The 25,143-nt window shown below is 66.2% G+C and carries 19 protein-coding genes; 9 read left to right on the forward strand and 10 right to left on the reverse strand.

Going from position 1 to position 25,143, the window contains the following annotated elements; translation table 11 throughout:
- Window positions 1-103: 103 nt before the first annotated feature.
- Together dnaN and dnaA are read right to left on the reverse strand one after the other, a co-directional pair.
- Window positions 104-1,279 carry a DNA polymerase III subunit beta gene (gene dnaN, locus OG874_RS35995; protein WP_330251503.1) on the reverse strand — a complete coding sequence of 392 codons (1,176 nt, stop codon included), beginning with the start codon at window positions 1,277-1,279 and terminating at the stop codon, window positions 104-106.
- Between the two features lie 841 nt (window positions 1,280-2,120).
- Window positions 2,121-4,079, reverse strand: a complete 1,959-nt coding sequence (gene dnaA, locus OG874_RS36000; protein WP_330251504.1) for a chromosomal replication initiator protein DnaA — start codon at window positions 4,077-4,079, stop codon at window positions 2,121-2,123.
- A 619-nt stretch (window positions 4,080-4,698) separates the two neighbouring features.
- On the opposite strand from dnaA, the gene rpmH reads away from it, so the two are divergent.
- The 9 genes from rpmH to OG874_RS36045 all read left to right on the forward strand — a co-directional run bounded on the left by rpmH (window position 4,699) and on the right by OG874_RS36045 (window position 12,168).
- Window positions 4,699-4,842 carry a 50S ribosomal protein L34 gene (rpmH, locus tag OG874_RS36005; protein ID WP_330251505.1) on the forward strand — a complete coding sequence of 48 codons (144 nt, stop codon included), beginning with the start codon at window positions 4,699-4,701 and terminating at the stop codon, window positions 4,840-4,842.
- Window positions 4,843-4,863: 21 nt separating this feature from the next.
- Window positions 4,864-5,295: a ribonuclease P protein component gene (gene rnpA, locus OG874_RS36010; protein ID WP_330251506.1), complete on the forward strand. Its 432-nt coding sequence runs from the start codon at window positions 4,864-4,866 to the stop codon at window positions 5,293-5,295.
- Window positions 5,292-5,645: a membrane protein insertion efficiency factor YidD gene (gene yidD / locus OG874_RS36015; RefSeq protein WP_330251507.1), complete on the forward strand. Its 354-nt coding sequence runs from the start codon at window positions 5,292-5,294 to the stop codon at window positions 5,643-5,645. Before rnpA ends, yidD begins: the two co-directional genes overlap by 4 nt.
- A 4-nt stretch (window positions 5,646-5,649) precedes the next feature.
- On the forward strand, window positions 5,650-6,771 hold the full coding sequence (gene yidC, locus OG874_RS36020; protein ID WP_330251508.1) for a membrane protein insertase YidC: 1,122 nt from the start codon (window positions 5,650-5,652) through the stop codon (window positions 6,769-6,771).
- A gap of 145 nt (window positions 6,772-6,916) precedes the next feature.
- Window positions 6,917-7,447 carry a Jag family protein gene (locus tag OG874_RS36025; protein WP_330257571.1) on the forward strand — a complete coding sequence of 177 codons (531 nt, stop codon included), beginning with the start codon at window positions 6,917-6,919 and terminating at the stop codon, window positions 7,445-7,447.
- 241 nt (window positions 7,448-7,688) lie between these two features.
- Complete coding sequence (rsmG, locus tag OG874_RS36030) at window positions 7,689-8,453, forward strand: 16S rRNA (guanine(527)-N(7))-methyltransferase RsmG (protein WP_330251509.1); 765 nt, start codon at window positions 7,689-7,691, stop codon at window positions 8,451-8,453.
- Between the two features lie 643 nt (window positions 8,454-9,096).
- Complete coding sequence (locus OG874_RS36035) at window positions 9,097-10,050, forward strand: ParA family protein (RefSeq protein WP_442943463.1); 954 nt, start codon at window positions 9,097-9,099, stop codon at window positions 10,048-10,050.
- A gap of 65 nt (window positions 10,051-10,115) precedes the next feature.
- Window positions 10,116-11,144, forward strand: a complete 1,029-nt coding sequence (locus OG874_RS36040; protein ID WP_330251511.1) for a ParB/RepB/Spo0J family partition protein — start codon at window positions 10,116-10,118, stop codon at window positions 11,142-11,144.
- Between the two features lie 292 nt (window positions 11,145-11,436).
- Complete coding sequence (locus OG874_RS36045; RefSeq protein ID WP_330257572.1) at window positions 11,437-12,168, forward strand: GNAT family N-acetyltransferase; 732 nt, start codon at window positions 11,437-11,439, stop codon at window positions 12,166-12,168.
- A 115-nt stretch (window positions 12,169-12,283) separates the two neighbouring features.
- On the opposite strand, the gene OG874_RS36050 is transcribed toward OG874_RS36045, so the two are convergent.
- The 8 genes from OG874_RS36050 to OG874_RS36085 form a co-directional block, all read right to left on the reverse strand.
- Complete coding sequence (locus tag OG874_RS36050) at window positions 12,284-13,480, reverse strand: N-acetylmuramoyl-L-alanine amidase (protein WP_330251512.1); 1,197 nt, start codon at window positions 13,478-13,480, stop codon at window positions 12,284-12,286.
- 174 nt (window positions 13,481-13,654) lie between these two features.
- A complete protein-coding gene (trxA, locus tag OG874_RS36055) occupies window positions 13,655-13,981 on the reverse strand; it encodes a thioredoxin (RefSeq protein WP_330251513.1) in 327 nt (108 codons plus the stop codon).
- A gap of 32 nt (window positions 13,982-14,013) precedes the next feature.
- A complete protein-coding gene (gene trxB / locus OG874_RS36060) occupies window positions 14,014-15,000 on the reverse strand; it encodes a thioredoxin-disulfide reductase (RefSeq protein WP_330251514.1) in 987 nt (328 codons plus the stop codon).
- A gap of 108 nt (window positions 15,001-15,108) precedes the next feature.
- A complete protein-coding gene (locus OG874_RS36065; RefSeq protein WP_330251515.1) occupies window positions 15,109-15,957 on the reverse strand; it encodes a hypothetical protein in 849 nt (282 codons plus the stop codon).
- 102 nt (window positions 15,958-16,059) lie between these two features.
- Window positions 16,060-16,641: an RNA polymerase sigma factor SigM gene (gene sigM / locus OG874_RS36070; protein WP_330257573.1), complete on the reverse strand. Its 582-nt coding sequence runs from the start codon at window positions 16,639-16,641 to the stop codon at window positions 16,060-16,062.
- Between the two features lie 330 nt (window positions 16,642-16,971).
- Window positions 16,972-21,066, reverse strand: a complete 4,095-nt coding sequence (locus OG874_RS36075) for a lipid II flippase MurJ (RefSeq protein ID WP_442943181.1) — start codon at window positions 21,064-21,066, stop codon at window positions 16,972-16,974.
- Window positions 21,067-21,580: 514 nt separating this feature from the next.
- A complete protein-coding gene (locus tag OG874_RS36080; RefSeq protein ID WP_330251517.1) occupies window positions 21,581-24,304 on the reverse strand; it encodes a DUF6049 family protein in 2,724 nt (907 codons plus the stop codon).
- Window positions 24,301-24,837, reverse strand: coding sequence for an NUDIX hydrolase (locus OG874_RS36085; protein ID WP_330251518.1), 537 nt, complete (start codon window positions 24,835-24,837; stop codon window positions 24,301-24,303). Before OG874_RS36085 ends, OG874_RS36080 begins: the two co-directional genes overlap by 4 nt.
- Between the last annotated feature and the right edge of the window lie 306 nt (window positions 24,838-25,143).

The raw sequence follows: 25,143 nt of genomic DNA on the forward strand, positions 1-25,143 counted from the left end.
TTTTTCGCCGCTGTCGGCAGCGCATCGGCACCAAACCACAACATCTTGTGGTCCATCCACTGCTTGTGGACGAACTGTGGATAAACCGCATCGACGCCGATGCTCAGCCGGGCAGCCGAACCGGCATCAACAGGTAGATGTACGGGCTCTCCATCGCGGCGAACGCGCCCGACTCCGTCACCTTGGGCTCCTCGTCGCTGGCGGGCAGCAGCACCGCGGGGCGGCTCGGCGTGGTGAAGCCGAAGGTGACTCGCTCGGCGTGCAGCGCGGAGAGCCCATCGATGAGGTAACCCGGATTGAACGCGATCGTCAGCGACTCACCACGGAAATCGGCTTCCAGCCATTCCTCGGCGCGTCCGGCATCGTCACCGCCCGCCGAGAGCAACAGGCCCTCGTCGGCGAATTCCAGGCGCACCTGGGCGCCGCGCTCGGCGACCAACGCGACGCGCTTGATGGCGTCGGTCAGCGAGGCCACCGGGAGCGTTGCGATCGAGGTGTGCTCCTTGGGGAGCAATTGGCGGAACTTGGGGAATTCCGCATCGAGCAGTCGGGTCGTAGTCCGGCGGCCCGCGTTCACGATGCCGAGCAGACCATCCGCGCCCGCCCCGGTGCCGAGGGACAGTTGCACGGGGGCATCGGACGGGCCGAGCGTCTTAGCGGCCTCGGACAGCGTCCGGGCGGGGATGAGCACCGCGGTCTCGATATCGATTCGGGCGGGCTGCCATTCGATGTGCCGGACGGCCAGCCGGAATCGGTCGGTGGCCGCCAGCACGACGTGTGGCCCCTCGATCTCGACCCGGATGCCAGTGAGCATCGGCAGGGTGTCGTCGCGCCCGGCGGCGACCGCGACCTGGCCGACCGCCTCGGCGAAGATGTCGACGCTCAGCGCACCGGTCTGCTGGGGTACCTCGGGCAGCTGGGGATAGTCCTCGACCGGCATGGTCGGCAGCGAGAATTTCGCACTGCCACAGGTGATCAGCACACGGGTGCCGTCGACGGCGACATCGACCGGCTTATTGGACAGCGCCTTGGTGATGTCGGCGAGCAGTCGGCCGGAGACCAGCACCTCACCGGGACCGGCGACCTCGGCCGCCACGCGCATCTGCGCGGAGACCTCGTAGTCGAAGCCGGAGACGGTGAGCCCGTCCTCGCCCGCCACGAGTAGTACACCACCGAGTACCGGGACCGGAGGCCGCGACGGGAGGCTGCGTGCCACCCATGCAACGGACTCGGCGAAATCCTCTCGGGCGACCCGAAACTTCATACTCGCCAGCTCCATCGCCCGATCTGTCCTCTCCCGGTTCCGTGATCTCTGTCGGCTCGTCAGCGTTGATTCTCGAAAAAGGGGTGCTGTTTCGGCCGCCCGAAAAGTGTGGCATAGGCGACCGACATCAAACCGTACCCGCGCGGACCAGATGAACCTAGCCCGACCCTCCGGTCATTGTCTGTAGCGATCTCGACATTCGCATCGATCAGAAGTCATGGAGGAGGGGTGCGGGCGATCCGGTGGATAGGTCACCCCCTCTCCTCCTTGCTCGGGTGCAGTGACCGACTCGGATGCCGAGGCTCATCGATCGACTTTCCACACACCCTGTTTTGAAGAGAGATTTCTAAGAAGAAGAACTGAAGTAGTAGTAGGCACTGTGGAATCTGTGGACTGCGGCCGAATCCGCAGGTCCGAGGGCGTGGTGCCGTGGGGATGACCGTGGGGTGACTCGAGGATGAACGGGAGGGGGCTGTGGAGGTTGCGCAGTTGTCCCACGTTCATCCTCGAGTGCTCCTCGAGTTGTTCCACCGGATTCATGTGGTTGTTCACACGTGTGCACCGATTCGTGGACAACTCGTGGAATCCTCGAGGACTCCACACGGAATCCTCGAGGATTCCACAACCCCTTGACCGAGCCCGCTGCTGCTCGAGGGGTGTGTGCGGATCGGGCTGTGGAAGCTGTGGAATCCACCCCTGTTAGCGAAGCCGTCGGCGATGCTCCCCGAGCCTGTGGACGAACCGGTGCACAACTTCGAGTTTCCTCGAGGACTCCACAAGAATTCCTCGAGGAATCCACAGGGCACAAAAAAGCACCGCCCCTGGTCAGGGGCGGTGCACAGGGTGTTAGTGCGGATCAGCGCGAACGCTGTTTAATCCGGGCTGTTAGTTCTTGAACCTGGTCATAGACCCGGCGCCGTTCGGTCATTTCCTTGCGTACCTTCTTCTCCGCGTACATCACCGTGGTGTGGTCGCGGCCGAACGCCTGACCGATCTTGGGTAGCGATAGATCGGTGAGTTCGCGGCATAGGTACATGGCGATCTGGCGGGCCTGCGCCAGCGGTCGTGCCTTGCCCGGGCCGGTGAGCTCTTCGAGCGTGGTGTTGAAGTACTCGGCGGTGACGGCCATGATCGTCGCCGCATTGATCTCCAGCGTCGCGGTATCGGGCATCAGATCCCGCAACACCACCTCCGCCAGCGGCAGATCCAGCGGCTGACCGTTCAGCGACGCGAAGGCCGTCACCCGGATCAGCGCACCTTCCAGCTCACGGATATTGCGCTCGACTCGGCTGGCAATGAGTTCGAGCACGTCATGCGGCACGTCTAGCCGGTCCATCCGCGCCTTCTTGCGCAGGATCGCGATGCGGGTCTCCAGCTCCGGCGGCTGCACATCGGTGATCAGACCCCATTCGAATCGGGTCCGCAGTCGCTCCTCCAGGGTGGCCAGTTGCTTGGGCGGGCGGTCGGAGGAGACGACGATCTGTTTGTTGGCGTTGTGCAGGGTGTTGAAGGTGTGGAAGAACTCCTCCTGGATACCTTCCTTGCCCTCGATGAACTGGATGTCGTCGACCAGCAGGATGTCGGTCTCGCGGTAGCGGCGCTTGAACGCCACCTTCCGGTCGTCACGCAGGCTGTTGATGAAGTCGTTGGTGAACTCTTCGGTGGAGACGTACTTGACCCGCATGCCGGGAAAGAGTCGCTGGGCGTAGTGGCCCGCCGCGTGCAGCAGATGGGTCTTGCCCAAACCCGAAGCGCCCCAGACGAACAGCGGGTTGTAGGCGCGGGCGGGTGCCTCCGCGATGGCCACCGCCGCGGCGTGCGCGAAGCGGTTGGAGGCGCCGATCACGAAGGTGTCGAAGGTGTATTTCGCGTTCAGGCTCGCCGATGAGTTCGACGGCGCCGGGTTCTCCTGTGACTTGGTGAAGTAGGTGGGCCACGAGTTGCGGACATTGACGACCGGTTCGTCGTCGTCATGTGAGTTGTCCGATATCGGCTCGCGGACCGATTCGTGCGCGGCCGCGATCGCCGGATCGGTGTTCGGCCGGTTTTCTCGCATCGGCGCACGGCCCGGACCACGTGAAGGCTCCGGCTCGGGGTTGAACAGCGACTCCTGCCCGGGCGGTACGGAGTCGCGGCGCGGCGGGAGTCCGGATTCACGGCGCGGCGCGGGCTGCTCCTGCCGTTCGCCGTTGACCTGGCCCGGGTAGTCACCGCGGGTCGGGTATTGGTCGGTGGGATACCCCCTTGCCCCTTCATATCCGGGCACCGGCAGGTACTCCGGTGCACCCGTGTAGTCGGGCGCTGCTTCGTAGTCCGGGGCTGTCGAGTATTCGGGGCCGCCCGAGTACCCGGGCGCGGCCGGGTACTCGTTGGGTTGTGCATAACGTGGCGGCGAATAGTCGTTGCGCCCCGGATAATCGGGTGCGGAATATCCGGCCGGACCGCGGCCGCTGTCCCGGCCGCGCTCGGGGCGGCTGGTCATTCTGGCGTGACGCGGATTGTTGCCGGTGCGCTCGGTCGGCTGGGTGGCCGGTGCCGCGATACGGACGCCGAGCCCCTCGACCTGGGGACCCAGGCGGCGACCGAGGGAGCGCAGGATGGGTTCGCGCAGATCGCGTTCGATGGCCTCCTGGGCCAACGAGGACGGCACCGAGAGCAAGGCGAAGCCCTGTGCCACGGTCAGTGGCTTGACGAGTTTGAGCCAGGCCTGCTGCGCCCGGGAAACCGGCGGGATGGCACCATCGGGTGAGCCGGTGGTGAGCTCGGCGACCACCTCGGGCCACACCGTGGCCAACACGTTCTGCTCGTCGTCCATGCAGTTTCCTCCCCGGAAGTAGGCGATAGGAGCAGACGGTCGGGGCACGCGGGGTATCTACCGTGGATAGGTCGAAGCTGTGAGTCCGCGTACGTCCGTAACCGGTTCGGACGCTGCCCGGGTCCCCCATCCGGGCGGCGGCTTGGCACCGTCGGCCCTACGAATATGCCACTCCAGGGGTCTTTCCACACAATTATCCACAGATGTGGAGAACTCTGGGGAAATGTGAAATGAGGCTGCGCTCCGCCGCTATAAGGCCTGGACCTGCGGTTCTTCAGCAATCTTCTGGCTACGTACGTTAGCTGGTGTGGCGGCCGACGGCTAGGGGTGTGGACGAACTCACGGTTATACCCAGGACGCGTGACTCCCGGCGGCGCCACCGCGGCCGAACCGCAAGGGTGGGCCGAGTTTGACCCGCACTTTGCCGATCAGTACCCTCGTACAGTCACCCCTTGGTGCGGTGGCGGTCCTGTGCTGACCGTGTCGGGTCAATATCGACCTCGTGCGCCAGGACCGACGCGCATCGATGATGACCACCTCGCGATTCATCGCGCACAGACGTATCACTGACAAAGCTTTGGGCGCCGAACGGTGCCCACTTACTCGAGGAGTGTTGACCGTGGCCAAGGGCAAGCGGACGTTCCAGCCGAACAACCGTCGTCGGGCGCGGGTCCACGGCTTCCGTCTCCGGATGCGCACCCGCGCTGGTCGCGCCATCGTTTCCACGCGTCGCGGCAAGGGCCGCAAGTCCCTTACTGCCTGATCCTCGCTCTCGGACGCTCGGGTGTTGCCTGAGCCGTATCGGTTGCATCATCGTGCCGACTTCTCCCGGACGGTGCGCCGCGGCCAGCGAATCGGGAGGCGAGATCTGGTCGTACACGCGCTCGTGCACGGGTATGACGGAGTCATGGGCGCGAGTGGACCTCAGAGCGATCCGGCGGTAGCCGGATCGTTGGTCCGCGTCGGCGGTCCGCGATTCGGATTGATTGTCAGCAAGGCGGTGGGCAATGCGGTGATTCGACACCGCGTCGCCCGCCGCCTGCGTCATATGTGCGGCAAGGTGATCGCCGAGCTGCCCGCCGATGCCGATATCGTGATCCGGGCGCTGCCCGGTGCCGCGACCGCGGACTCGGACGAGTTGCTCCGGCAACTGCGTGGCGCGCTGCGCAAGCTCGATATCGCCCCCGCATCGGCTACCGTGGCCGGTGCGGGATGAGTGCCCGCACTACCGTTGCTCGGCTTCCCGCGAACACGGTGATCTTTCTGATCGAGCTCTACCGGACCTATGTCTCCCCCATGCGCATGCCGGTGTGCCGTTTCACCCCGTCCTGCAGCGAGTACGCGGTGACCGCGTTGCGCACCCGCGGCCTGTTCATCGGCCTCGGATTGACGGTCGTGCGATTGGCGAAATGTGCGCCCTGGCACCCTGGTGGGTGGGATCCCGTTCCGGAGCGTAAACCGCGCGGACGGAACGAGGCAGCCGCCGACCCGGAAGCGTCGGCGCCACACGCTTGTAAAGGATCACCGCGCGCGGTGATCGGCGACACGAACGACGGGAGTGCATAGAGCCGTGCTCGACTTCATTTATTACCCGGTGTCCTGGATCCTCTGGTTCTGGCATCGGGTCTTCGGGTTCGCGTTCGGCGCGGACAACGGACTCACCTGGGCCCTGGCCGTGGTGTTCCTGGTGTTCACGCTGCGCTTGGTGCTCTATAAACCGTTCGTCAAACAGGTGCGTACCACCAAGCAAATGCAGGAGTTGCAGCCCCAGATCAAGGAGCTGCAGAAGAAGTACAAGAACGATCGCCAGAAGATGGCGACCGAGATGCAGAAGCTGCAGAAGGATCACGGCTTCAACCCGCTGATGGGCTGCCTGCCGATCCTGGCGCAGGTGCCGGTCTTCCTCGGTCTGTTCCATGTACTGCGCTCGTTCAACCGCACCGGCACCGGCATCGGCCAGCTCAGCATGTCGGCCTACGCCAATGCGCATACGCCCAACTATGTCTTCAGCGCCGACGATGTCCAGTCATTCCTGAAAGCCCGTATCTTCGGTGCACCCATCTCGGCCTACATCACCAGCCCGCCCAGCCAACTGCAGGCATTCCTCGACTACGGCGGCGTACCGACCAAGCTGAGCATCGCGCTGGTCTCCATCCCGTTGATGGTGATCGCGGGTCTGGCAACGCATTTCAACGCGCGCGCGTCGGTTGCACGGCAGAGCCCGGAAGCCGCGGCCAACCCGCAGTCGGCCATGATGAACAAGCTCGCGCTGTGGGTCTTCCCGCTCGGTGTACTCGTCGGTGGTCCGTTCCTGCCGATCGCCATCCTGCTCTACTGGGTCGCAAATAACATCTGGACCTACGGACAGCAGCACCTCGTCTTCGGCCGCATGGCGAAGGAAGAGGAAGTCAAGAAACAGCAGAAGCTGGAGCAGCGCGCACAGAACGCGCCGAAGCCGGGCGCCAAGCCGGTCAACGTCAAGAAGAAGCAGTCGCCCTCGGACGCGACCCCCGTCGACGCCGATTCCGACGCCGATTCCGACGCTGATTCTGTGGCCGATGCGGTCGACGCTCCGCCGTCTACGAACGGCACCGCGAAGTCCCCGACCAAGGCGGGACAGGGACAGCGGCGCTCGGGCGGTCAGAAGCGGCCGGGCAACCGCGGCCGGCCGAACCAGAAGCGACGGCGCTGAGTCAGCCGGCCTGCGAGACCCTTTGAGCAACCCTGATTGCGTTCTCCGGCCGGCGCCGGTCGCCGGTCGCGCGCGATGAGCAGATGAAGGAAATCAAATGACTGTTGAAACCGACGGAGGGGACGCCACAGTGGCGACGACGACGATGGTGAACGACACGGCCGGGCACGAAGCCGATGCGGGGACCGAACCCGCCGACACCGCGAACGATGCCGAGGAAGCCCTGATCGAAGAGGGCGAAATTGCGGGCGACTACCTCGAGCAGTTGCTCGATGTGCTCGACTTCGATGGCGATATCGATCTTGATGTCGAGGGTGACCGCGCCATCGTGAGCATCGATGGTGGCCGGGATCTCTCGAAGCTGGTCGGCCGTAACGGCGAGGTGCTCGACGCGCTACAGGAGCTGACGCGCCTGGCCGTGCAGCAGGCGACCGGGGTGCGCAGTCGGCTGATGCTTGACGTGGCTGGCTGGCGTGCCAAGCGCCGCTCGGAGCTGAGCGCGCTCGGGGCGGCCGCCGCGCAGCGGGTGCTCGAATCGGGTGCGCCGGAGCCGCTGGCGCCGATGACGCCGTTCGAGCGCAAGATCGTGCACGACGCGGTCGCCGCGGTCGACGGCGTCAGCAGCGAGAGCGAGGGTGTGGAGCCGAACCGCCACGTTGTCGTGGTGCCCTCCTGAATTGCGCACTCCGCAGGCGAATCTCGAGCTGATCGTTTCGAGCGACCTGCAAGCAGTCGCTACGCTGATCGTTTCGAGCGACCTGCAACCAGTCGCTACGAGGGTTCCAGGACGCCATGTTTGGCGACGGAACCAGTAGTGATTGGATAGGGCCTCTGGTCTTCGGACCGGAGGCCTTCTTCATGTCCTGGATATCCCCCCTCCCCCGCACCGCCGCACTGATCGACTCGAGTTCGGAAGGATGTTTCACGTGGAACGAGATCTCGGTGGAGTCGCCGCTGGCGACCGCTCGCCGGTGGGTTCGAATAACGTCGCGTTGCCGAATGAGCTGGAGCCCCCAGCGTCGGCCGCGGTGGTGTTCGGGGACCGGCTGGATCTCGCCCGTCGGTATTGCACGGCACTCGCCACCGCCGGAGTCGAGCGCGGGCTGATCGGTCCCCGCGAGGTGCCGCGGTTGTGGGATCGGCACATCCTCAACTGCGCGGTGGTCGGTGAGTTGATGGCCGAGGGCACGACCGTGGTCGATATCGGCAGCGGCGCCGGGCTACCCGGAATCCCGTTGGCGATCGCTCGCCCGGATCTCCGGATCACCCTGGTCGAGCCGCTGCTGCGCCGCACCATATTTCTGAGCGAGTTCATCGAGGCGGCCGGTCTCGATATCACCGTGGTGCGCGGGCGGGCCGAGCAATCGGGCGTGATGAAGGAAGCGGGCGGCGCGGATGTGGTGACGTCCCGTGCGGTCGCCCCGCTGGCGAAGCTAGCGCAGTGGTCCCTCCCCCTCCTTCGCGACCACGGGCGGATGCTCGCGCTGAAGGGCGTGAGCGCAGCCGAGGAACTCGAGCGTGATGCGGATGCCTTGGCGAAGGCGGGCGCGGGGAATGCGAAGGTTCTCGAATGCGGTGCCGGACTCGTCTCGACGCCCACTCTGGTGATCAGCGCCGAGCGGCTGCCACGCGCCGAGCGTCCCTCGCGACGCGCGGGTAAGTCGGCACGGAAGTCGAAGTAGATCCGATTCGCGGCAATGTTTCATGTGAAACGACGCACCTAGGCGTCCCGGATTCGGATGACTCGAACGTCAAACTCCACGTGACGTTTCGAACCTGGTGCCATCGGATGGGGAAATCGATGACCCGGATTGCGCCAGCCTGATCTAGCCCGAGAGGCCCCCGAGTGCCGCACGTGTCGGCGCCCCCGACGCTCGCGGGTCGATGGACGCGGCACGGTGATGCGGCCCATGTTTCATGTGAAACATGGGCCCGGTGTTGATCCGGCACTTCATGTTTCATGTGAAACAGCGATTCGGGCGCGCCAATCTTGTTTGCGGCAGCGAGATTCGGCACAGATTTGCGTGTCGTCTGCGCGTTGCCGCGATTCAGCTTTCTAATCGCGCTCAGTGCTGGCAAGCTAGTGAGCGTCGGGCGTGAGCGTTGGTGCCACGGAGGATGTGGGTGTCGCAGCGGCGAGAGCTCCGCTCGGTCGATCGGGCGCCGCGGTTCCGATCGAGCATCAAGTTCGATCCGACACAGCTAGTGATGACACGGCGCCGAATTCGGTCGGGCGCATGTGATCTGAGGTTCTCGCGTTAGGAGCTGTCTATGTCGAGCGGTCCGGCGAATGTTTCACGGGAAACGACGTCGCGCGTGCCGGGGATGCTGGACTCCAGCACCTTCGATACGGAGGCATTCGGAAGCACACCGTTCGGGCACATCTCCCCCAGTGAGACCCCGATAGCGGCCGAAGCCCAACGTGCAAGCCAAATATTGCATCCAGGAAAGGTGACAGTGCCGAAACCGTACGAGCAACGGATCATCACCATCGCGAATCAGAAGGGCGGCGTCGGCAAGACGACGACAGCGGTCAATCTCGCGGCCGCACTGGCGCATACCGGGATGACTGTTCTCGTGATCGATCTGGACCCTCAGGGCAATGCCAGCACCGCGCTCGGTATCGAGCATCACTCGGGCGTTCCGTCGAGTTATGAACTCCTCATCGGCGAGGTGTCGGTGAGCGATGCGATCCAGCAGAGCCCGCACAGCGAACGGCTGCTGTGCATTCCGGCCACCATCGATCTGGCGGGTGCGGAGATCGAATTGGTTTCGATGGTGGCCAGGGAGGGGCGGCTGAAGGCCGCCATCCAGGAGGCGAATATCGCCGGGTACGACATCGATTACGTGATGATCGACTGCCCGCCGTCGCTCGGTCTGCTCACCGTCAACGCACTCGTCGCGGCCAAAGAGGTGCTGATTCCGATCCAGTGCGAGTACTACGCGCTGGAGGGTGTCGGTCAGCTGCTCCGCAATATCGGTCTGGTGCAGGCGCATCTGAATCCCGAACTACACGTCTCCACGGTGATTCTCACTATGTACGACGGCCGGACCAAGTTGGCCGACCAGGTCGCCGAAGAGGTGCGTGGGCACTTCGGCGATGTGGTGCTGAAGTCGGTGATCCCCCGCAGCGTGAAGGTCTCCGAGGCGCCGGGCTACGGCATGACGGTGCTCGATTATGATCCAGGCTCCCGGGGCGCGATGAGTTATCTGGACGCCGGTCGCGAGATGGCTGCGCGGTCGGTGGTCCGGCCGGGTGCGGCAGAGAGCGCGCAATGATCCGACGGGATCAGATGATTGATCGGGTGCAGCGTGGTGGCGAACGAGGAAAGGGTCGGTAACCGATGACTCAGGCGAAGAAGGGCGGGCTAGGGCGCGGACTTGCCGCGTTGATTCCGACGGGGCCGACGGCCACACCGGGGCTCGGTGCCACACCGGGGTTGGGCAGCGCCGCCGCCAATGTCGTCATCGGAATCGATCCGATCGGCCCGCAGCCCGCGTCGGCGTTCCTGCATCGGGTCCCCGACCCCAGTGACGAGCAGCTGTCGGACAGCGGCGCGACCTATCGCGAGATTCCGCACGAGCAGATCGAGCCGAATCCGAAGCAGCCGCGCCACGTCTTCGAGGAAGAGGCGCTCGCCGAACTCGTGCACTCCATCCGTGAGTTCGGGCTGATGCAGCCGATCGTGGTGCGCCGGCTCGAGCCCACGGTGGACAAGTATCAGATCGTCATGGGCGAGCGGCGCTGGCGGGCCTGCCAGGAGGCCGGTCTGGCCAGCATCCCGGCGATCGTGCGGGAGACCGCCGACGAGTCGATGCTGCGCGACGCCCTGCTGGAGAATATCCACCGGGTGCAGCTGAACCCGCTCGAAGAGGCGGCGGCCTATCAGCAGCTGCTCGAGGAATTCGATGTCACCCATGAGGAATTGGCCGCGCGAATCGGCCGATCTCGACCGGTCGTGACCAATATGATCCGCCTGTTGAAATTGCCGATCCCGGTGCAGCGCCGGGTCGCGGCGGGCGTGCTGTCCGCCGGCCACGCTCGCGCGCTGCTCGGCCTCGAGGCAGGCGCCGATGCCCAGGAGGTTCTCGCCGCTCGCATCGTTGCCGAGGGGCTGTCGGTGCGGGCCACCGAGGAATCCGTCACCCTGGCAAACCGGGACCCGGATGCGCCAACGCCCTCCGCTCCCCGGCGCAAGCCGATCCATATGCCTGGTCTGCAGGATGTGGCCGAGCGATTGTCGGAGTCCTTCGACACCAGGGTGACGGTGAGCCTCGGTAAGCGGAAGGGCAAGATCGTTGTCGAATTCGGTTCGGTCGAGGACCTCGAGCGCATCGTCGGCATGATGGAGCAGCAGCAGCTCAACATGTGACAGAAGTGGCAAAAATAGCCCTGTGTTTCCGACAGGCACGAGTCCGGCGCTGAAACGTCACTGTGACGGCATCGAAAATCGGCCTCGGACAGGTTCCTTACTAACAGCACAGCGACGTGGAATGAGGCGGGTTCTCTTTGATCGCTTATTCTTGCTGGCGAGTGAATGCAGGCGCGAGCGAGCGCAGCGAGCGAGCCATGTCACAGCGTGCTTCGCTCACGGCGGAGCCGAGCGCCAGCGAGGCGGAGGCGTGAGCGTGGATGAATCGGATAGCTGGAGGCTGAGCAGAGCGGTGTCGACCAGCGTCACAGCACTAACCCTCGGCGGACTCGACAAGCTACCCGCGCACGCGCGGCGTTGCGTGTTCTGGGAGATAGATCCGGCCCTTGCCGCGACGTCCCGGGAGTTCAGCGATCCGGTCTTCGAGAAGGAGGCCTGGCTCTCCACGGTCATGCTGGAGTGGGGTTCGTGCGGTCAGGTCGCGAACGTGGACGGCAATATCGCCGGGTGTGCTCTGTATTCGCCGCCGAGTGCCGTGCCACGCGCCGGGCTCTTCCCCACCTCACCGGTCAGCCCGGACGCGGTCCTGCTGACCACGCTGCGGGCCGAATTCCCCTACCAGGACGCCGACATAGCCAACCGGCTCGTATCGGCCGTGGTGGCCGATCTGGTGCGTCGCGGTGTGCGTGCGCTGGAGGCCTTCGGAATTCGCAAAGATCCCCCGGCGACGGCGATGTCGGATCGTTCGCTGGGCTCCATGCGATTGATGGAGCGGATCGGCTCACCGGTCCGGGACGCCGCCTCGGCCGGTAAGGCGATCGAATGCTCGCCGGAGACCTGCATGATCGAGGCCGACTTCCTGGAGGACGTCGGCTTCGAAGTAGTCGCGCCGCATCATCGTTTCCCCCGGCTGCGTTTGGAACTCAATTCCGATCACGGTTGGAAGGAAGACGTCGAGCACGCACTCGATCAGCTGCTCGCGGCCGCCTCCCTGACGATCCCCTTCCGCGTCGGGGCTCCCTGAGACTCCCCCCGCACAGACCAGTGCGCCCCTGCTGACGGATGGTCGGCAGGGGCGCACTCGTATCAGAAGTACTTTGCTGATCTGTTCATAATCTATTGGACCGGAACGTAATTCACTACATGCGGTCGGCCGCGGCCAACTCCTCGGCCAGCAGTTCAGCGAAGGTGTATGTGCCCGTTGGCTGATCGTCCTGGCCGAGCAGATACAGCCGCTTCACCGAGATCAGGATGGCTTCGGCGATCACATCGCGCACCCGCGGGTTGGTGAGCACCGTGGAGTCGTATGTGTTTGTCAGATAACCGATATCGACCTGCACGGTCGGCATCTTGGTCAGCCGTAGCAGATCCCAGGTTCGTGCGTGAGTTCGGCAGTCCTGCAATGAGGTTCGCGCGACCACCTCGCGCTGGATGAACCCGGCCAGCACCTGGCCGATCATCGATACCGACCCGTGCGAATTGCCGAAGTGGAAGCTTGCGACACCGTTCGCGGACGGGCTCGGATTGGTCGCGCAGCGCAGCGAGATCATCAGATCGGCGTCGAAGGCGTTGGAGGTATCGGCCCGTTCGGCGTCGGTCGGGTTGGCGCCCCACGGCCGCGACAGGAAGGTCTCCATGCCGGTGGCGGCCATCCGGCCCTCCAGCCTGCTGGCCAGATCCCAGAGGATCTCCGACTCGTAGACGTCGCCGTATTCGCTCGGCACCGCGAAGCCCTTATCCGGACCGCCGAGACCCGGATCGATGACGATCCGTTTGCCGGTGAGCTGCGGACCGGCCCGATGCACGACCTCTTCCTCGGCGATCCGGTGCGGATTGCCGCCGGTGACGCGCGCGCCGAGCAGTTCGAGCGAGCGCAGCGTATCCGGACCGCAGATACCGTCCGCGGCCAGACCGATCTCCCGCTGGAACGAGGTCAGGCCGTCGTGGGTGTGCGGGCCGAAGTAGCCGTCGACCCGGTGTACGTAGAAACCGAGGTCCTGCAGCCTGCGCTGCAACGTTGCCACATCGTCGCCGTAGAGCGGCGCGGAGAGCTGATAGATCAGCGTGCGTGCGCCGAGCCGGTAGGAGGCTTCCTTGAGAGCACGGTAGGTGGCCGGTCCGACGACGCCGTCGACCAGTAGTCCGCGGTGCTGTTGGAATGCGCGAACCGCCGAGTCGAGCTGGCGATCGAAGGAAGCGTCGGTGTCCTTCCAGTACTCTCGCGGATCAGCATGATCTGTTGCGGCGGAGTGCGTATGCAGAAACCCGAGACTTGCCAGGGTGCTCCGAACCTCGGCGACGGCTGGACCGGTATCGCCGTGACGAAGTCGGTGCATGCGTGAGAGCCCTTTCCTTCCGTCAACCCGGGTACCCACTCATGCGATGGCTACACACCTTCGCACGACCGGAGGTCGGTCGATTGTCTCAGACCCGGACCGGAATTCAGCAATTCCCGGCGTCCAGGCATCCTACGGCGCGTCGTCGAATGACGGCGTTCTTTGACGGAAACGTCAGATGATGCCGTCGAGTTCACGCAACAGGGCGGCTTTGCCCTTCGCGCCGACGATCTGCTTCACCGGCTTGCCGCCGGAAAACAGCATCATAGTTGGCAACGAAAGGATCTGATAATCGCGGGCCGTGCCCGGATTGGCGTCCACGTCCAGCTTGGCCACGGTCAGCTTGTCCGCGTGCGCGCCCGCGATCTCCTCCAGCACCGGAGCGACCATCTTGCACGGACCGCACCAGTCGGCCCAGAAGTCGACGAGTACCGGCTTCTCACTGAGCAGCACGTCGTCGGCGAAGGACGCGTCGGTCACAGTGACCGTGTTTTCGGACATGGGTATCTCCTTGTGATGAAAAAGTGGTGAGATCAGTTGGCGGGCACGGCAACTGAGTTGCCGGCGTGGTCCAGGGTGTTCGAGCTGATATCACCCTGTTCGGCCAGCCAGCGCTCGGCATCGATCGCGGCGCGACAGCCGGTGCCCGCGGCGGTGATGGCCTGGCGGTAGGTGTGGTCGACCAGATCGCCCGCGGCGAAGACGCCGGGCGCCGCGGTGGCGGTCGACGGGTGCACCACCTGCACGTAGCCCTCGTCGTCCAGCTCCACCTGGCCCTGCACCAGCTCACTGCGCGGATCATGGCCGATCGCCACGAACAGGCCGGTCGCGGCCAGTTCGGAGGTCTCGCCGGTGCGGGTGTCGCGCAGTGTCAGACTCGTCACGCTGGTATCGCCGTTGACCTCGGCGACCTCGGCATTGAGCACGAACTTGATCTTCTCGTTGGCCTTGGCGCGCTCCAGCATGATGCGCGAGGCACGGAATTCCTCGCGGCGGTGCACGATGGTCACGGTGCTGGCGAACTTGGTGAGGAAGGTCGCCTCCTCCATCGCGGAGTCGCCGCCGCCGACCACGACGATGTCCTGGCCCTTGAAGAAGAAGCCGTCACAGGTGGCGCAGGCGCTGACACCGCGGCCGAGCAGCTTCTGCTCGCCGGGGACGTTCAGATAGCGTGCGGCCGAACCCATGGCGAGGATCACGGCGTAGGCCTGGTAGGTCTCCTCACCCACCGTGACCGTTTTGATCGGACCGTTCAGGTCGATGGCGTCCACGTCCTCGGTGCGGATATCGGCGCCGAACCGCTTGGCCTGCTCGCGCATCTCCTCCATGAGATCGGGGCCCATGATGCCGTCGCGGAAGCCGGGGAAGTTCTCGACCTCGGTGGTGGTCATCAGTGCGCCACCGAACTGTGTGCCCTCGAACAGCAGGGGCTGGAGTTCGGCGCGGGCGGCGTAGACGGCGGCGGTATAGCCAGCGGGTCCGGAGCCGACGATGATCAAGTCGCGAACTGCGTTGCTCATGGGGCCCTTCCGAGGGGAGATCGTTGGACGTGTGGGTCAACAACAGCGTAAACGGTGTTGTTCCCGACGTGATGTGGGACAACATCACGACGTGAAGCATGCCACTCGCTAGCCGATGTCGGTGCGCGCCAACTGCTGGGGATCGTCGGTGCCGCAACTCATTCCGACGACCAGGGCGGTGATCTTGTGCGGGCGTGGGCCGGTGAGCAGGATCAGCACGGCGTCCCTGCCCTGGAAGGTGGTGTTGGTCGAGCCGAGGACGGTGCGGTCCAGTCCGTTGGCGTGCACGCAGCGATTCAGGGCCGCCGGAGTGCCGAGGACGCCGGTGACGTCATTGCGACCGAGTGCGCTGAGCGCGACGGTGGTGTCGAGTCCGTCACCGAGTTGGACATTGCTGGTGGTCGGCTGCGCCGATGGGGCGTCGTCGGGTCCGCGCATGGTTTCCACCACGATCGCGGCACAGGCGACGACCGCGATGACGGCGGCCGCGGCGGCCGGCCAGCGGAGCCGGCGCGGGCGGCGGCCGGCCAGCGGGATCGGGGCCGTGAACGTCTCGAGCTGGGCGTTGGCGATCGGGTGCGGCTCGGAGTCCGATGTGCCATCGGTGGATCCGGGCCACTGCGCGATGGCGGATTCGGGCCCGGCGGCGACGGAGGGCAGCCGATGGATGGTTGCGACCCGCTCGGTGGAATCCTCGGTCAGGTCGAGACCGTCTACGAACTGCTCGAGCCGGGCCGCGATATCGGCGGGCATCGGGTGGACGATGTGCTCGTCCCGGCCGAGGGCGCGCAATTCGGCGCCGACGTCGTCGAGCGAGCTCAGGAACCGCAGGGCATCCGGATCGCGGCGGACCACGGGCCATAGTTGCTCGCTTAGTTCCGGCGCAACATTGTCGGCGTGCAGATCGGCTAGCAGCTCCGGCGAGAACGGAGGCTGCGGAACGGATCGGGTCGCCATCGCACCTCCGGGGTTCGCTAGTGGATATCGCGGGAGCTCGCACGTAGCGGGCACTGCATGTACATCGTCTGGTTGTCCGTCACTATTAATGACGCATCTCGACTACTTCCGGTTCCCCGGATCACGCAGAAATTCCAAACGTTCTTGTAGCCGCTGCCGACCGCGTGCGCACCGGCTCTTGATCGTCCCCTCCGGAACCCCGAGCAGCGCCGCCGTCTCGGCGACACTACGCCCCTCGAGTTCCACCGCGACCAGCGCCGCCCGCTGCTCCTCCGGCAGCGTGAACAGGGCGCGGTCGATGATCAGCGACATCTCCAGCTCAGCGATATCGTCCCTGGTGTCCTTCGGTTCGGGCATGGTCTCCGGCGACAGCGAGACCGCGCGACGAGTCTTGTTGCGCCGAATCCGGTCCAGGCAGGCGTTCACCACGATGGCGTGTAGCCAACTGCGCACCTCGGCCTCGGCGCGGAACGAGGCGGCGGTGCGGTGCGCGGAGAGCAGGGCGTCCTGCAGTGAGTCGGCCGCGTCCTCGCGGGTGTAGGAGGTGCGCAGGGCGGTCTGCCAGAGGTGATCGTTATGGCGGCGCAGAAGTTCGGCGAAAGCGTGCCGTTGGCCGGCGACATGGGCTCGCAGCAGTTCGGCATCGGTGAGTTCATCGGGTACGAACGAACGCTCGCGAAACACCACAGGCCGCGCCTTCCCCCCGTGGGAATCGTTCAGTTCGGACGGCAAAACCAACCCCTTGGACAACGCTCACGCGGTAACGGGCGCAACCGACCGTCACCGAAGTTTTCGCAGCGTCCAGGATCGAACAACCAGAACCTGGGAAGCTCCCCTGCTGAGAGCGCGGCTAGATCATATCGTTAGTAACGATTCAGCAGCAACCAGACGAGGTGCGCTCCGGACGGGAGCGATGTGCCCGGGGAATCGACACCGGCGGGCGAGGCGAAGCGTAGTTCAGCGGCGACACGGGAGTCGACACGTGCGGCGGGCGGTGGAGCTTTGCGGCGCTTTTTACGGCGCGGCGTCGAAGCGGAGTTCGGCGATCGAGGTCTGGAACTGGCCACCGGAATTGCCGAGTCCGGTGATCCATACGAGCACGTACCGGGCCGCCTGATCAGCACGGACCGGGATTTCGGTGATGCCGTTCTCTAGTCGCGCCGAGCCGATCAGCTGGGTCTGGTCCAGTGTCGGCGAGGCCGTCGGCGAGGTACGGATCTCGACCGCGGTGCCCGGACTCGGCGATTCGATCGAGACGTTCGTCAACTTGGCCGGACTCGGCAGGGTGGCCAGCAGCCCGACGCCCTTCTTGAGCGCCGGGAACTGCTGGAAGTACTGATCGCTGCGCCAGACGGTGGCCGGATTGTTATCCAGTACCGCCCCGGTGCCGCTGACATTGTCCGGCGTGCCCTCAGGGGAGAACACCTTCACACTGGTCACCGGCACCGGCACCCCGCCCGTCGGCGCAGCCGTCGCGCCGCCGGGCGTCGGCGCGGGGCCGGGTGAACTGTTCGTGGTGAGGCCGATATTGCGCTGTTCGTTGAGCGGCGCATCCGATGCGCCGGGCGCGAAGACGCTGACCATCCACCAGATGATGATGCCGACCACGAGCGCGGCCAGGATGCCGAGCCCGACCATGATCCACATCATCCGCTGCGAGCGTTCCCGTTCCGCCGCAAGCAGTTCCGGATCGGCGAGCGATTCGTCGGCCCCGCTCGGCGGACGCTGACCCAGCCGCAGCACCGGGATGAAGTCGGTCTTCTGATCGACCACCGAGGCCTGCTCGAGCACGTGCTGCACGGTCGCCGCGGTGCGCACACCCTTGTTCGATTCCAGCGAGCGGACCGCGACCGCCGAGATCTCGAAGGGCACCTCGGGCCGGATCTGCCGCGGCTCGACGGGGGTGCCGTCCGAGCCGAAATCGGCCAGCCGCAGCCCGCCGACAGTCGCGGCGGTGCCGGTCATACCGCCCGCCCGGATCGGCCAGCGCGCGGTGATCAGCGCGTAGAGCATCGCGCCGAGACCGCGCACATCGGCCTGCGCGTCGGAGTCGCCGAGGGTGCCGGGGAACGCGAGCACCGCGTCACCGGTCGCGCTGATCCGGACCCGGTCCGGATGGTCGATGGACAGCGAGCCACCGCCGCGGTGCGCCAGTTCGGCGGCCGAGGCCAGCGCCCGGATGGCCCGGGCCGCACCGATCGGCGACGGCACCGTCTCGGCCATCTCGCGCAGCGACCGACCCGGTGTCCACTCGGCCACCACGATGCCGCCGGAGCTGCCGCGCACCACGTCGAGCACGCGTGCCAGACCCGGTGAGTTGATCCGGCCGAGTCGCAGTGTGCGCGACAGGATCGCCTGCGGGCCGTCGTGACCGGAGTTGTCGCTGGCCTTCTGATCGGCGTCGACGAAGGTGAGCGCGACCTCGCGGTCGAGCTTGATATCGAGTGCCTGCCAGAACTTGAGGCCACGGGATCCACCGTGACCGGCGAGCAGTCGGTAGCGGCCGCCCGCGACCGAGGCGCCCGGAATCAGTTTGGGGCCGCGCGGGGTGCGCCGACCGGCCGGGTCGCCGCCAATGGGCGGCAACTGCGGCGGGATCGGAATCATCCCGGTGTCGTACATCGGATCACGCTGCGGAGCCTCCCGCGGTTGCTCACCGGATCCTGGTGCGGCATCGTGAACCGGCGGAACGCCATCGGCGTCCTGGTTCGCGTACGCGGGATCGGAGGCATTCCCGGCGGGCGGAACATCCGTGGAGAGCCCACCTACCTTGTTCGCAGAAGAGTCGGCGGCTGGGACGCCGCCCAGCGCCGCGTCGTCGCTCACCCTCGTTCCTCCTTCGGCCTGATATGTCGAAGTTTCGGCAAACTCGCCACCTGTGCTTCTCTGCCGAACAGGGTACGGGAACTCACCCATACCGGTGCTGTCAACGGCATGAGCTCTGATCACGGGTAGCACCATGGTCTGGGCATCCATGTACGGGTCGAAACCAGGGTATGCCACATACGGTTCGGGGCGCCGGAATACCTGCGTTGCGTACTCGTCCTCGACCGGACCGTCGAGACCCAGATCGGGGGCAGGCGGAGTGAAGCCGAGCCGCCGGGAGATGGCCACGGTGATCGCGACGATCTCCGGAATACCGGCGAGCCGCATCAGCCCGAACGCGACCGCGAACATCACGATCGCCGACAGTGTCACCCGGATCAGTGAACCGGGGCCGCCGGTGAGCCGGTCCAACCCGAGCACCTTGTCCACGATGAGCATGACCGCGCCGCCCGCGATCGAGGCAAGCAGGACCCGGGTCACCGTGCGTCCGACATTGACCATGCGCAGATCGCCCAGACTGCGGTGCAGCAGGTAGCCGCCGATGAAGGCACCGCCCAAGAAACTGAGACCGGTCGCGACACCGAGAACGATCACGACCTGATCGCTGCTGCTCGCGATGACCGGTGCCAGCACCGAGATCAGGATCTTGATCGTGGTGATGCCCAGGATGATCCAGGTCGGCGTCCACGCCTGCTCCCTGGCGTAGAAGACGCGCAGATGGATCAGCACCAATGAGTACGGAATCAGCGCGAAGGCCGACCAGCTCACCGCTTCACCGAGACGTTCGGCGTCACCGGCGAACCGCGCGTAGCCGAACAGCGCCTCGCCGACCTGTGGTCCCGCGAGCGTCAAGAAGGTGACCACGGGGACCAGGGCGATCATCGTCAATCGGGTCGCTACCGAGAGATCGTCCACGACGGCCGGGGTATCGTCGGCCGCCGCGTTGCGGCTCAGCCGCGGCATGATCGCGGTCAGCAGGGTGACACCGAGTACGCCGTAGGGCAGCTGGAGCAGCAGCCAGGCGTTGGTGTAGATCGCTGGGCCCGCTTCGTCGGCGGCCGAGGCGATGTGGTTGGACACGATCAGGCCGATCTGGCTGATCACCACGTACAGGATGATCGCGGAGCCCATCTTGCCGAACTGCTTGAGTCGCGCGTCGACACCCCACAGCGGACGCAGATCGACATGGTTGCGCCGGATCGCGGGCAGCAGGCTCAGCGCCTGGGTGGCGACGCCCAGGGTGATGCCGCCGCCGAGGACCAGCAGTTTCGGATCGCTCATCCGGACCGGATCCAGGGTGATCTCGCCCGGCGTCAAGGCATAGAGCGCCAGCACGACCAGCACGACGACGTTGTTCAGCACCGGCGCCCAGGCACCGGGTTTGAAATTCTGCCGGGTATTCAGAATCGCCGTGAACAGCGCCGACATGCCGTAGAACAGGATCGCCGGCACCAGCAGATAGGTCAGCGCGGTGGTCAGCTCGGTGTTGACCTTGCCGTCCGAGGAGACGAATACGCGCGTCGCGAGCAGCGGCGTCGCGGCGGCGGCGAACAATGTGGCCGCGGCGAGCACCGCGAAGGCGGCGGTCACCAGCCTGCGGACGAAGGCGACGCCGCCATCGTCGTCCTCTTGTTCGGCGCGGACCAGCGTCGGCACCACCATCGCGGTCAGCACCGCACCGAGGACCAGCTCGGTGATCATATTCGGGATCAGGTTCGCCGAGGTGTACGCACTGGCGATGGCCGGGCCGAGAGCGGTCAGCAACAGCAGCTGTTTGCCGAAGCCGGTGATCCGACTGATCAGGGTCGCGATCGCGATCGAACCGGAGTCCCGCAGCAGTCGCGAACTCGCGCTCTGTTTGGTCTCGGTGGCGACCGCGCCCGAGGCGGGCCACTCCTGGGTCCGCGGGCGGCCCGCTTCCCGGGGAGGGCGTTGGCGTTCTACCGGTTGCTGGCGTTCTACTGGGTGCTGCCGCTCGACCGGGGGCTGCCGCTCGACCGGGGGCTGCCGCGTCGCGGCGGGCTGTGGCGGCGGGGTCTGGTAGCTCGGCTGCGGCGGCTGGTAGTTCGGCGGTGGCGCGAAACGCTGGGGTGGCACCCGAGGTGGCTGCCCAGACGGTCCGGGGACCGGCTGGCCGGGCGGCATCGGACGTGGCCGGGCCGGGCCGGGCGCTGGCGGCGCCGCCGGATACTGACGCTGGCCCGGATGCGCCTGCTGATTCGGCTGGGGTCGGGGCTCCGGGTATTGCTGGGGACCGGGCCGCGGGGGCGTTTGCCGTGGCATCGCTCCCGACGGTGGTGCCATGGGGCCGGCAGGTGGCTGCGGCGCGCGCCCGGGGTGCGGGCCGGGTCGCTGGGGTGGCGCTTGCCGTGGCGTCGCTCCCGATGGCGGCGACATCGGACCGGTAGGGGGCTGCGAGACGCGAGGTGCGGGTCGGCGCGGTGGCATCGGGGGCTGCCCGGGACGGCTCACCTGCGGCACGCGCGGCGATTCGGCGAAACGATCGTCGGGAGTCATTTCCGCGTCCTCCGGTTCTGCCGGTGGCTGCGCCAGTTGTCGTTCCCAGGGTGCCGCGGGTGCCCGGCGGGCCGGGGGTCCGTCGGGCCGATCAGGTCGTTGCCGATGAGCGGATAGATCATCGTCGCTCATCGTGCCTCCTGCGCCATGCTGTTCCCCCCGCCACCCGCCGATAACATCGAGGCTGTTACGCGATTGTCCTCCACGATGCCATGTGTGGTGCGGGGTCGGCATGGATCAGGGGTGGCGACAGCCGGAAACGAGTGCGGTGTCGCCGTCCTCATCCCGCCTCCTGCTGCTCCTGCTGCTGTAGTACGCGCTTGCGTGCGCGCCGATACCTGTTCACCCGGCGTCGGGTGCCCGGGTCGAACCCCTCGTCGGCCGGATCCGGCTGTCCGCGGAACCGACGCCACAACCGGCGCCCGGCCAACAGGAACAGCAGTATTCCGGCACACGCCGTAATTATTGCCAAGGTCTGACCGTATGCGTTCGAGCGCACCGAGACCGAGGTGGGATTGCCGAGGGGGATGCCGTCGGGCGTGGTAAGGGATATCGGAATGACCAGGTTGCGGCTGTCGCTGACCTCGGTCGGAATCTGGAATGACCGACTTCCGGTGGGCGGCAGGGTCTCATCGCCGGGATCGGTGATCTTCGTCTCGACGGGGGCCTCGATCCGGAACCTGATCCGGATGGCGACCGGCAGATCGTTGCGGGCGACCAATAGCAGGGGGCTCTGCTCGGAGGCCAGTGTGTACACCCCGCCGGGCGGCAGCACGGTGACCGAGCCGTAGAGGCGGTCCATCGTGTGTGTCACCTGGTCGAGGCGGCGTTGGGCATAGGTTTCGGGTTGTGCGGAATCGCCGGAGCGCCGGTCCGAGAGCGTCAGCACCCGCAGCAGGTCGTCGCGCAGCGGAGTCAGGAATTGCCGTGGCGTCGGCTCGGATTCGGGCACCTCGACGAGCGCGCGCATGAGTTCGGTGATCCGGCGGCCCTGATCGCGGACCGGGAGTACGAAGCGGTCCGGGACCGCGTCATGGGCGGCCTGCGGCAGGTATTCGGGTTCATACGGCTGCGCGTCGGGCGACTCGGCGATCAGGTCGGCGAGCGGGCGCGGGGCCGCGAGGTTGTTGCGCAGCAGCAGATCGACCTGTTTGAGGATCGCGCCGGCCTCGTCCCGGTTCGCACTCCATTGCTGCGGCGGCACCAGCAGCAGCGAGCGCGGTCGGTTCGGCTCCGGGTTCAGCGCGGTCCAGGTGATGGCACCGAGTGCGTCCTGCAGCCGGGCCATCCGGGAGTCGTTGGTGACGTCGTAGCGGACCCGGGACGGGGTGAACGACGGGGTCGGCGGATTGGAGCCGACCGCGGCGAGGGCGGTCGCGGACCAGATGTCGAAGGTCGCCGCATGCAATGCCGGGTCTGCGGGTGGACTCGCGGGCAGGGTCGGCGTGCCCGGGGTCGGTGCGCCGGAGGTGGTGGTCGTGCTCGAGGCGGAGGTACTCGGTGCGGAGGTGGTCGGTGTCGCGCTGGTCTGCGGTTCCGGTTCCGATGTCGACTCCGCCGTCACCGGAACCGGGGCGATCTCGGCGAGCCGGACCACATCCGGGGTGATCGTTTCCGGCAGCGGCGGACTCGCGCTGGTCTGGTTGGCGGTGCTCTGGTTGCCGGTGCTGTTGCCGGTAGCCGTCGGCAGTTGCGATGCCGTCGCGGAACCGGCCGTGCCGAGCGGGACGGCCGCGGTGTCGGCCAGCACGGCGGTCCCGAAACCGTGGCTGCGCAACAACATTCCCGCGCCTTCATCGAGACTGCCGGAATCGGGGACACTCACCCCGCGTACCGATTTGGTGGCCAGGATCGAATCGACGATATCGGCGGGTGCGTCCAGCGCCCGGGCGGACAGATCGGGATCGTTGACCGCGGCCACTGCGGTGATATCGACCTGCGCGAACGGCAGCGCGACCGTGCAGACCGAGGCGGCGACCGCACGCAGCCGATCCAGCCAGGTCTGGGCCTGGTCGGCGCCGGCGCCCGCTCTGGTCGCGCCGTCCGGATCGGATGGGCTGGCCAGCACTCGATAACCCTTGGTCATCGCCTGCACGGTGATCAGCAGATCGGGATCGACGGCGACGCAGACCGATGAGGTCAGCGTCCGATCGCGACCGGCCGGGCTGGTTCCGAGCACCGACTCCAACGCCCCGAGCAGTTGGTCCAGGCGTCCGCCCTTGCCCAGTGAGGCGGCCAATTCATCGTCGGTCAGCTCGGCTTTCCCGTTCACCGAGCCCGGAACGCCGGCCACCAGCCGAGGACGATCGGCCAACGGCCACAGCAACGTCGTCGCCACCGGGGTATCGGGGACGGCGGGCACCGGCTGGGCCGCCGCACCGTCGGCATCGGCCGCTGGCGGGACGCCCAACACCGGCAGCAGGAAGCGGGCGTCGTCGAGGCGGGCCTGGGTGCCGTAGGCCGGTTCACCGTTGACGTTCAGCAGCAGCGGATAGACACCCGGCTTGCTGATATCCAGCGAGGCCGCGCTGCTGGAGCGAAACGCGATGGTCAGTTGGAACTGTTTGCGCTGGCCGGGGCTCAATCGTTCGGCGACATCCTCGAACGGACCGGTCATGTCGTAGTTGACCTGATCGAGGCGCAGCGTCGAGCGCAGTGCGCTCGGTGTCGTCACCGCGGCGGCGCGCTGGATGCGAACGCTGACGTCCTCGACCACCCGGTCGCCGATATTGGTGACGGTGCCCGCGACCGTCAGCGTCGGATCGCTGGTCGTGGTCACCGCGGCCGGATTCACCGAATCCAGGGTCAGCTTCAGGAATTTCGGCGACGACGAACTATTCGGCGTCGTCGGCTGTGCGGTGGCGGGCTGGGCGATCAACATCGGTAGCGCCGCCGCCGAGCCGAGAATGGTCAGGACCGCCACGATGATCCGGAACAGGCCCACCCGTCGCCCGGCCACCACCCCCAACGGAATCGCTGCGCGATGCCGAAAAGTCTGGGTCATCGCTTGCCGGTCTCCATCCGGTCGATCATCCGGTTCGCCACTTCGGCCAGGCGCCGTTCGTCAGCGTAGGCCAGTCGAGAATCCAATTCGCTCAACGGAACCCACGCGACCTGCGTGACCTCGACGTCGGCGTCGGAGAGTTCACCACCGATGGAACGCAACAGATAATGATGCACGGTCTTATGTACCCGGCGACCCTCGGTGACGAACCAATAATCGATGCTGCCGAGTTCGGCGACCACGATCCCATTGATTCCGGTCTCCTCGGCGACCTCGCGGATCGCCGTCTGCTCGGGCGTCTCCCCCTCTTCGATATGTCCCTTGGGCAGTGACCACAGCAGTCTGCCGCGCCGATCGGTCCGCCCGATCAGTGCCGCACTGCGCTGCTCGCTCGGCCCGTCCAACCCGTCGACGACCAGCCCGCCCGCCGAGGTTTCCCGAACCGTGCGCATGCGAGGCTTCGCCGCGTTGGCCGCCGATCCGCGGCGCCGAGGCTGGCGGCGTCGACTGTTCGCGCGATCGGCCGGAGACACCAAGCAATCCTACTGTGTTGGATTTGCAGCGCCTGCGGCGCTGCGTGTTCGCGGCCCCCGTATGTCTCGCGTCCGAGCCGTCGAGACTCGCGCCTGCGGCGCATGCACTTCGACGACTCGGACGCGAGACGGGCCGCGAACGGTCGCTCGTAAGACTCGCTCCGTGGTGGTTGCGTGGGTGCGGTCGATTGTGAACTGGTTTGCCGTTTCGAGTGGTTGCGTGGGTGCGGTCGATTGCGAACTGGTTTGCGTTCCGAGTGGTTGCGCGGGTGCTGTCAGCTCGCCTGATGCGTGCGGCCTTGTATA

It is taken from the genome of Nocardia sp. NBC_00565 (assembly GCF_036345915.1).
Taxonomy (GTDB): Bacteria; Actinomycetota; Actinomycetes; order Mycobacteriales; family Mycobacteriaceae; genus Nocardia.

Bases quoted from the DNA above. Each gene is read 5' to 3' on its own strand.
- trxB (WP_330251514.1), bottom strand. From the start codon at position 15,000: ATGAGCAACGCAGTTCGCGACTTGATCATCGTCGGCTCCGGACCCGCT.
- dnaA (WP_330251504.1), bottom strand. From the start codon at position 4,079: ATGGACGACGAGCAGAACGTGTTGGCCACGGTGTGGCCCGAGGTGGTC.
- OG874_RS36035 (WP_442943463.1), top strand. From the start codon at position 9,097: ATGCTGGACTCCAGCACCTTCGATACGGAGGCATTCGGAAGCACACCG.
- yidD (WP_330251507.1), top strand. From the start codon at position 5,292: ATGAGTGCCCGCACTACCGTTGCTCGGCTTCCCGCGAACACGGTGATC.
- OG874_RS36065 (WP_330251515.1), bottom strand. From the start codon at position 15,957: ATGGCGACCCGATCCGTTCCGCAGCCTCCGTTCTCGCCGGAGCTGCTA.
- rsmG (WP_330251509.1), top strand. From the start codon at position 7,689: ATGTTTCACGTGGAACGAGATCTCGGTGGAGTCGCCGCTGGCGACCGC.
- OG874_RS36050 (WP_330251512.1), bottom strand. From the start codon at position 13,480: ATGCACCGACTTCGTCACGGCGATACCGGTCCAGCCGTCGCCGAGGTT.
- OG874_RS36080 (WP_330251517.1), bottom strand. From the start codon at position 24,304: ATGACCCAGACTTTTCGGCATCGCGCAGCGATTCCGTTGGGGGTGGTG.
- OG874_RS36075 (WP_442943181.1), bottom strand. From the start codon at position 21,066: ATGCCACGGCAAACGCCCCCGCGGCCCGGTCCCCAGCAATACCCGGAG.
- dnaN (WP_330251503.1), bottom strand. From the start codon at position 1,279: ATGGAGCTGGCGAGTATGAAGTTTCGGGTCGCCCGAGAGGATTTCGCC.
- trxA (WP_330251513.1), bottom strand. From the start codon at position 13,981: ATGTCCGAAAACACGGTCACTGTGACCGACGCGTCCTTCGCCGACGAC.
- OG874_RS36025 (WP_330257571.1), top strand. From the start codon at position 6,917: ATGGTGAACGACACGGCCGGGCACGAAGCCGATGCGGGGACCGAACCC.
- OG874_RS36040 (WP_330251511.1), top strand. From the start codon at position 10,116: ATGACTCAGGCGAAGAAGGGCGGGCTAGGGCGCGGACTTGCCGCGTTG.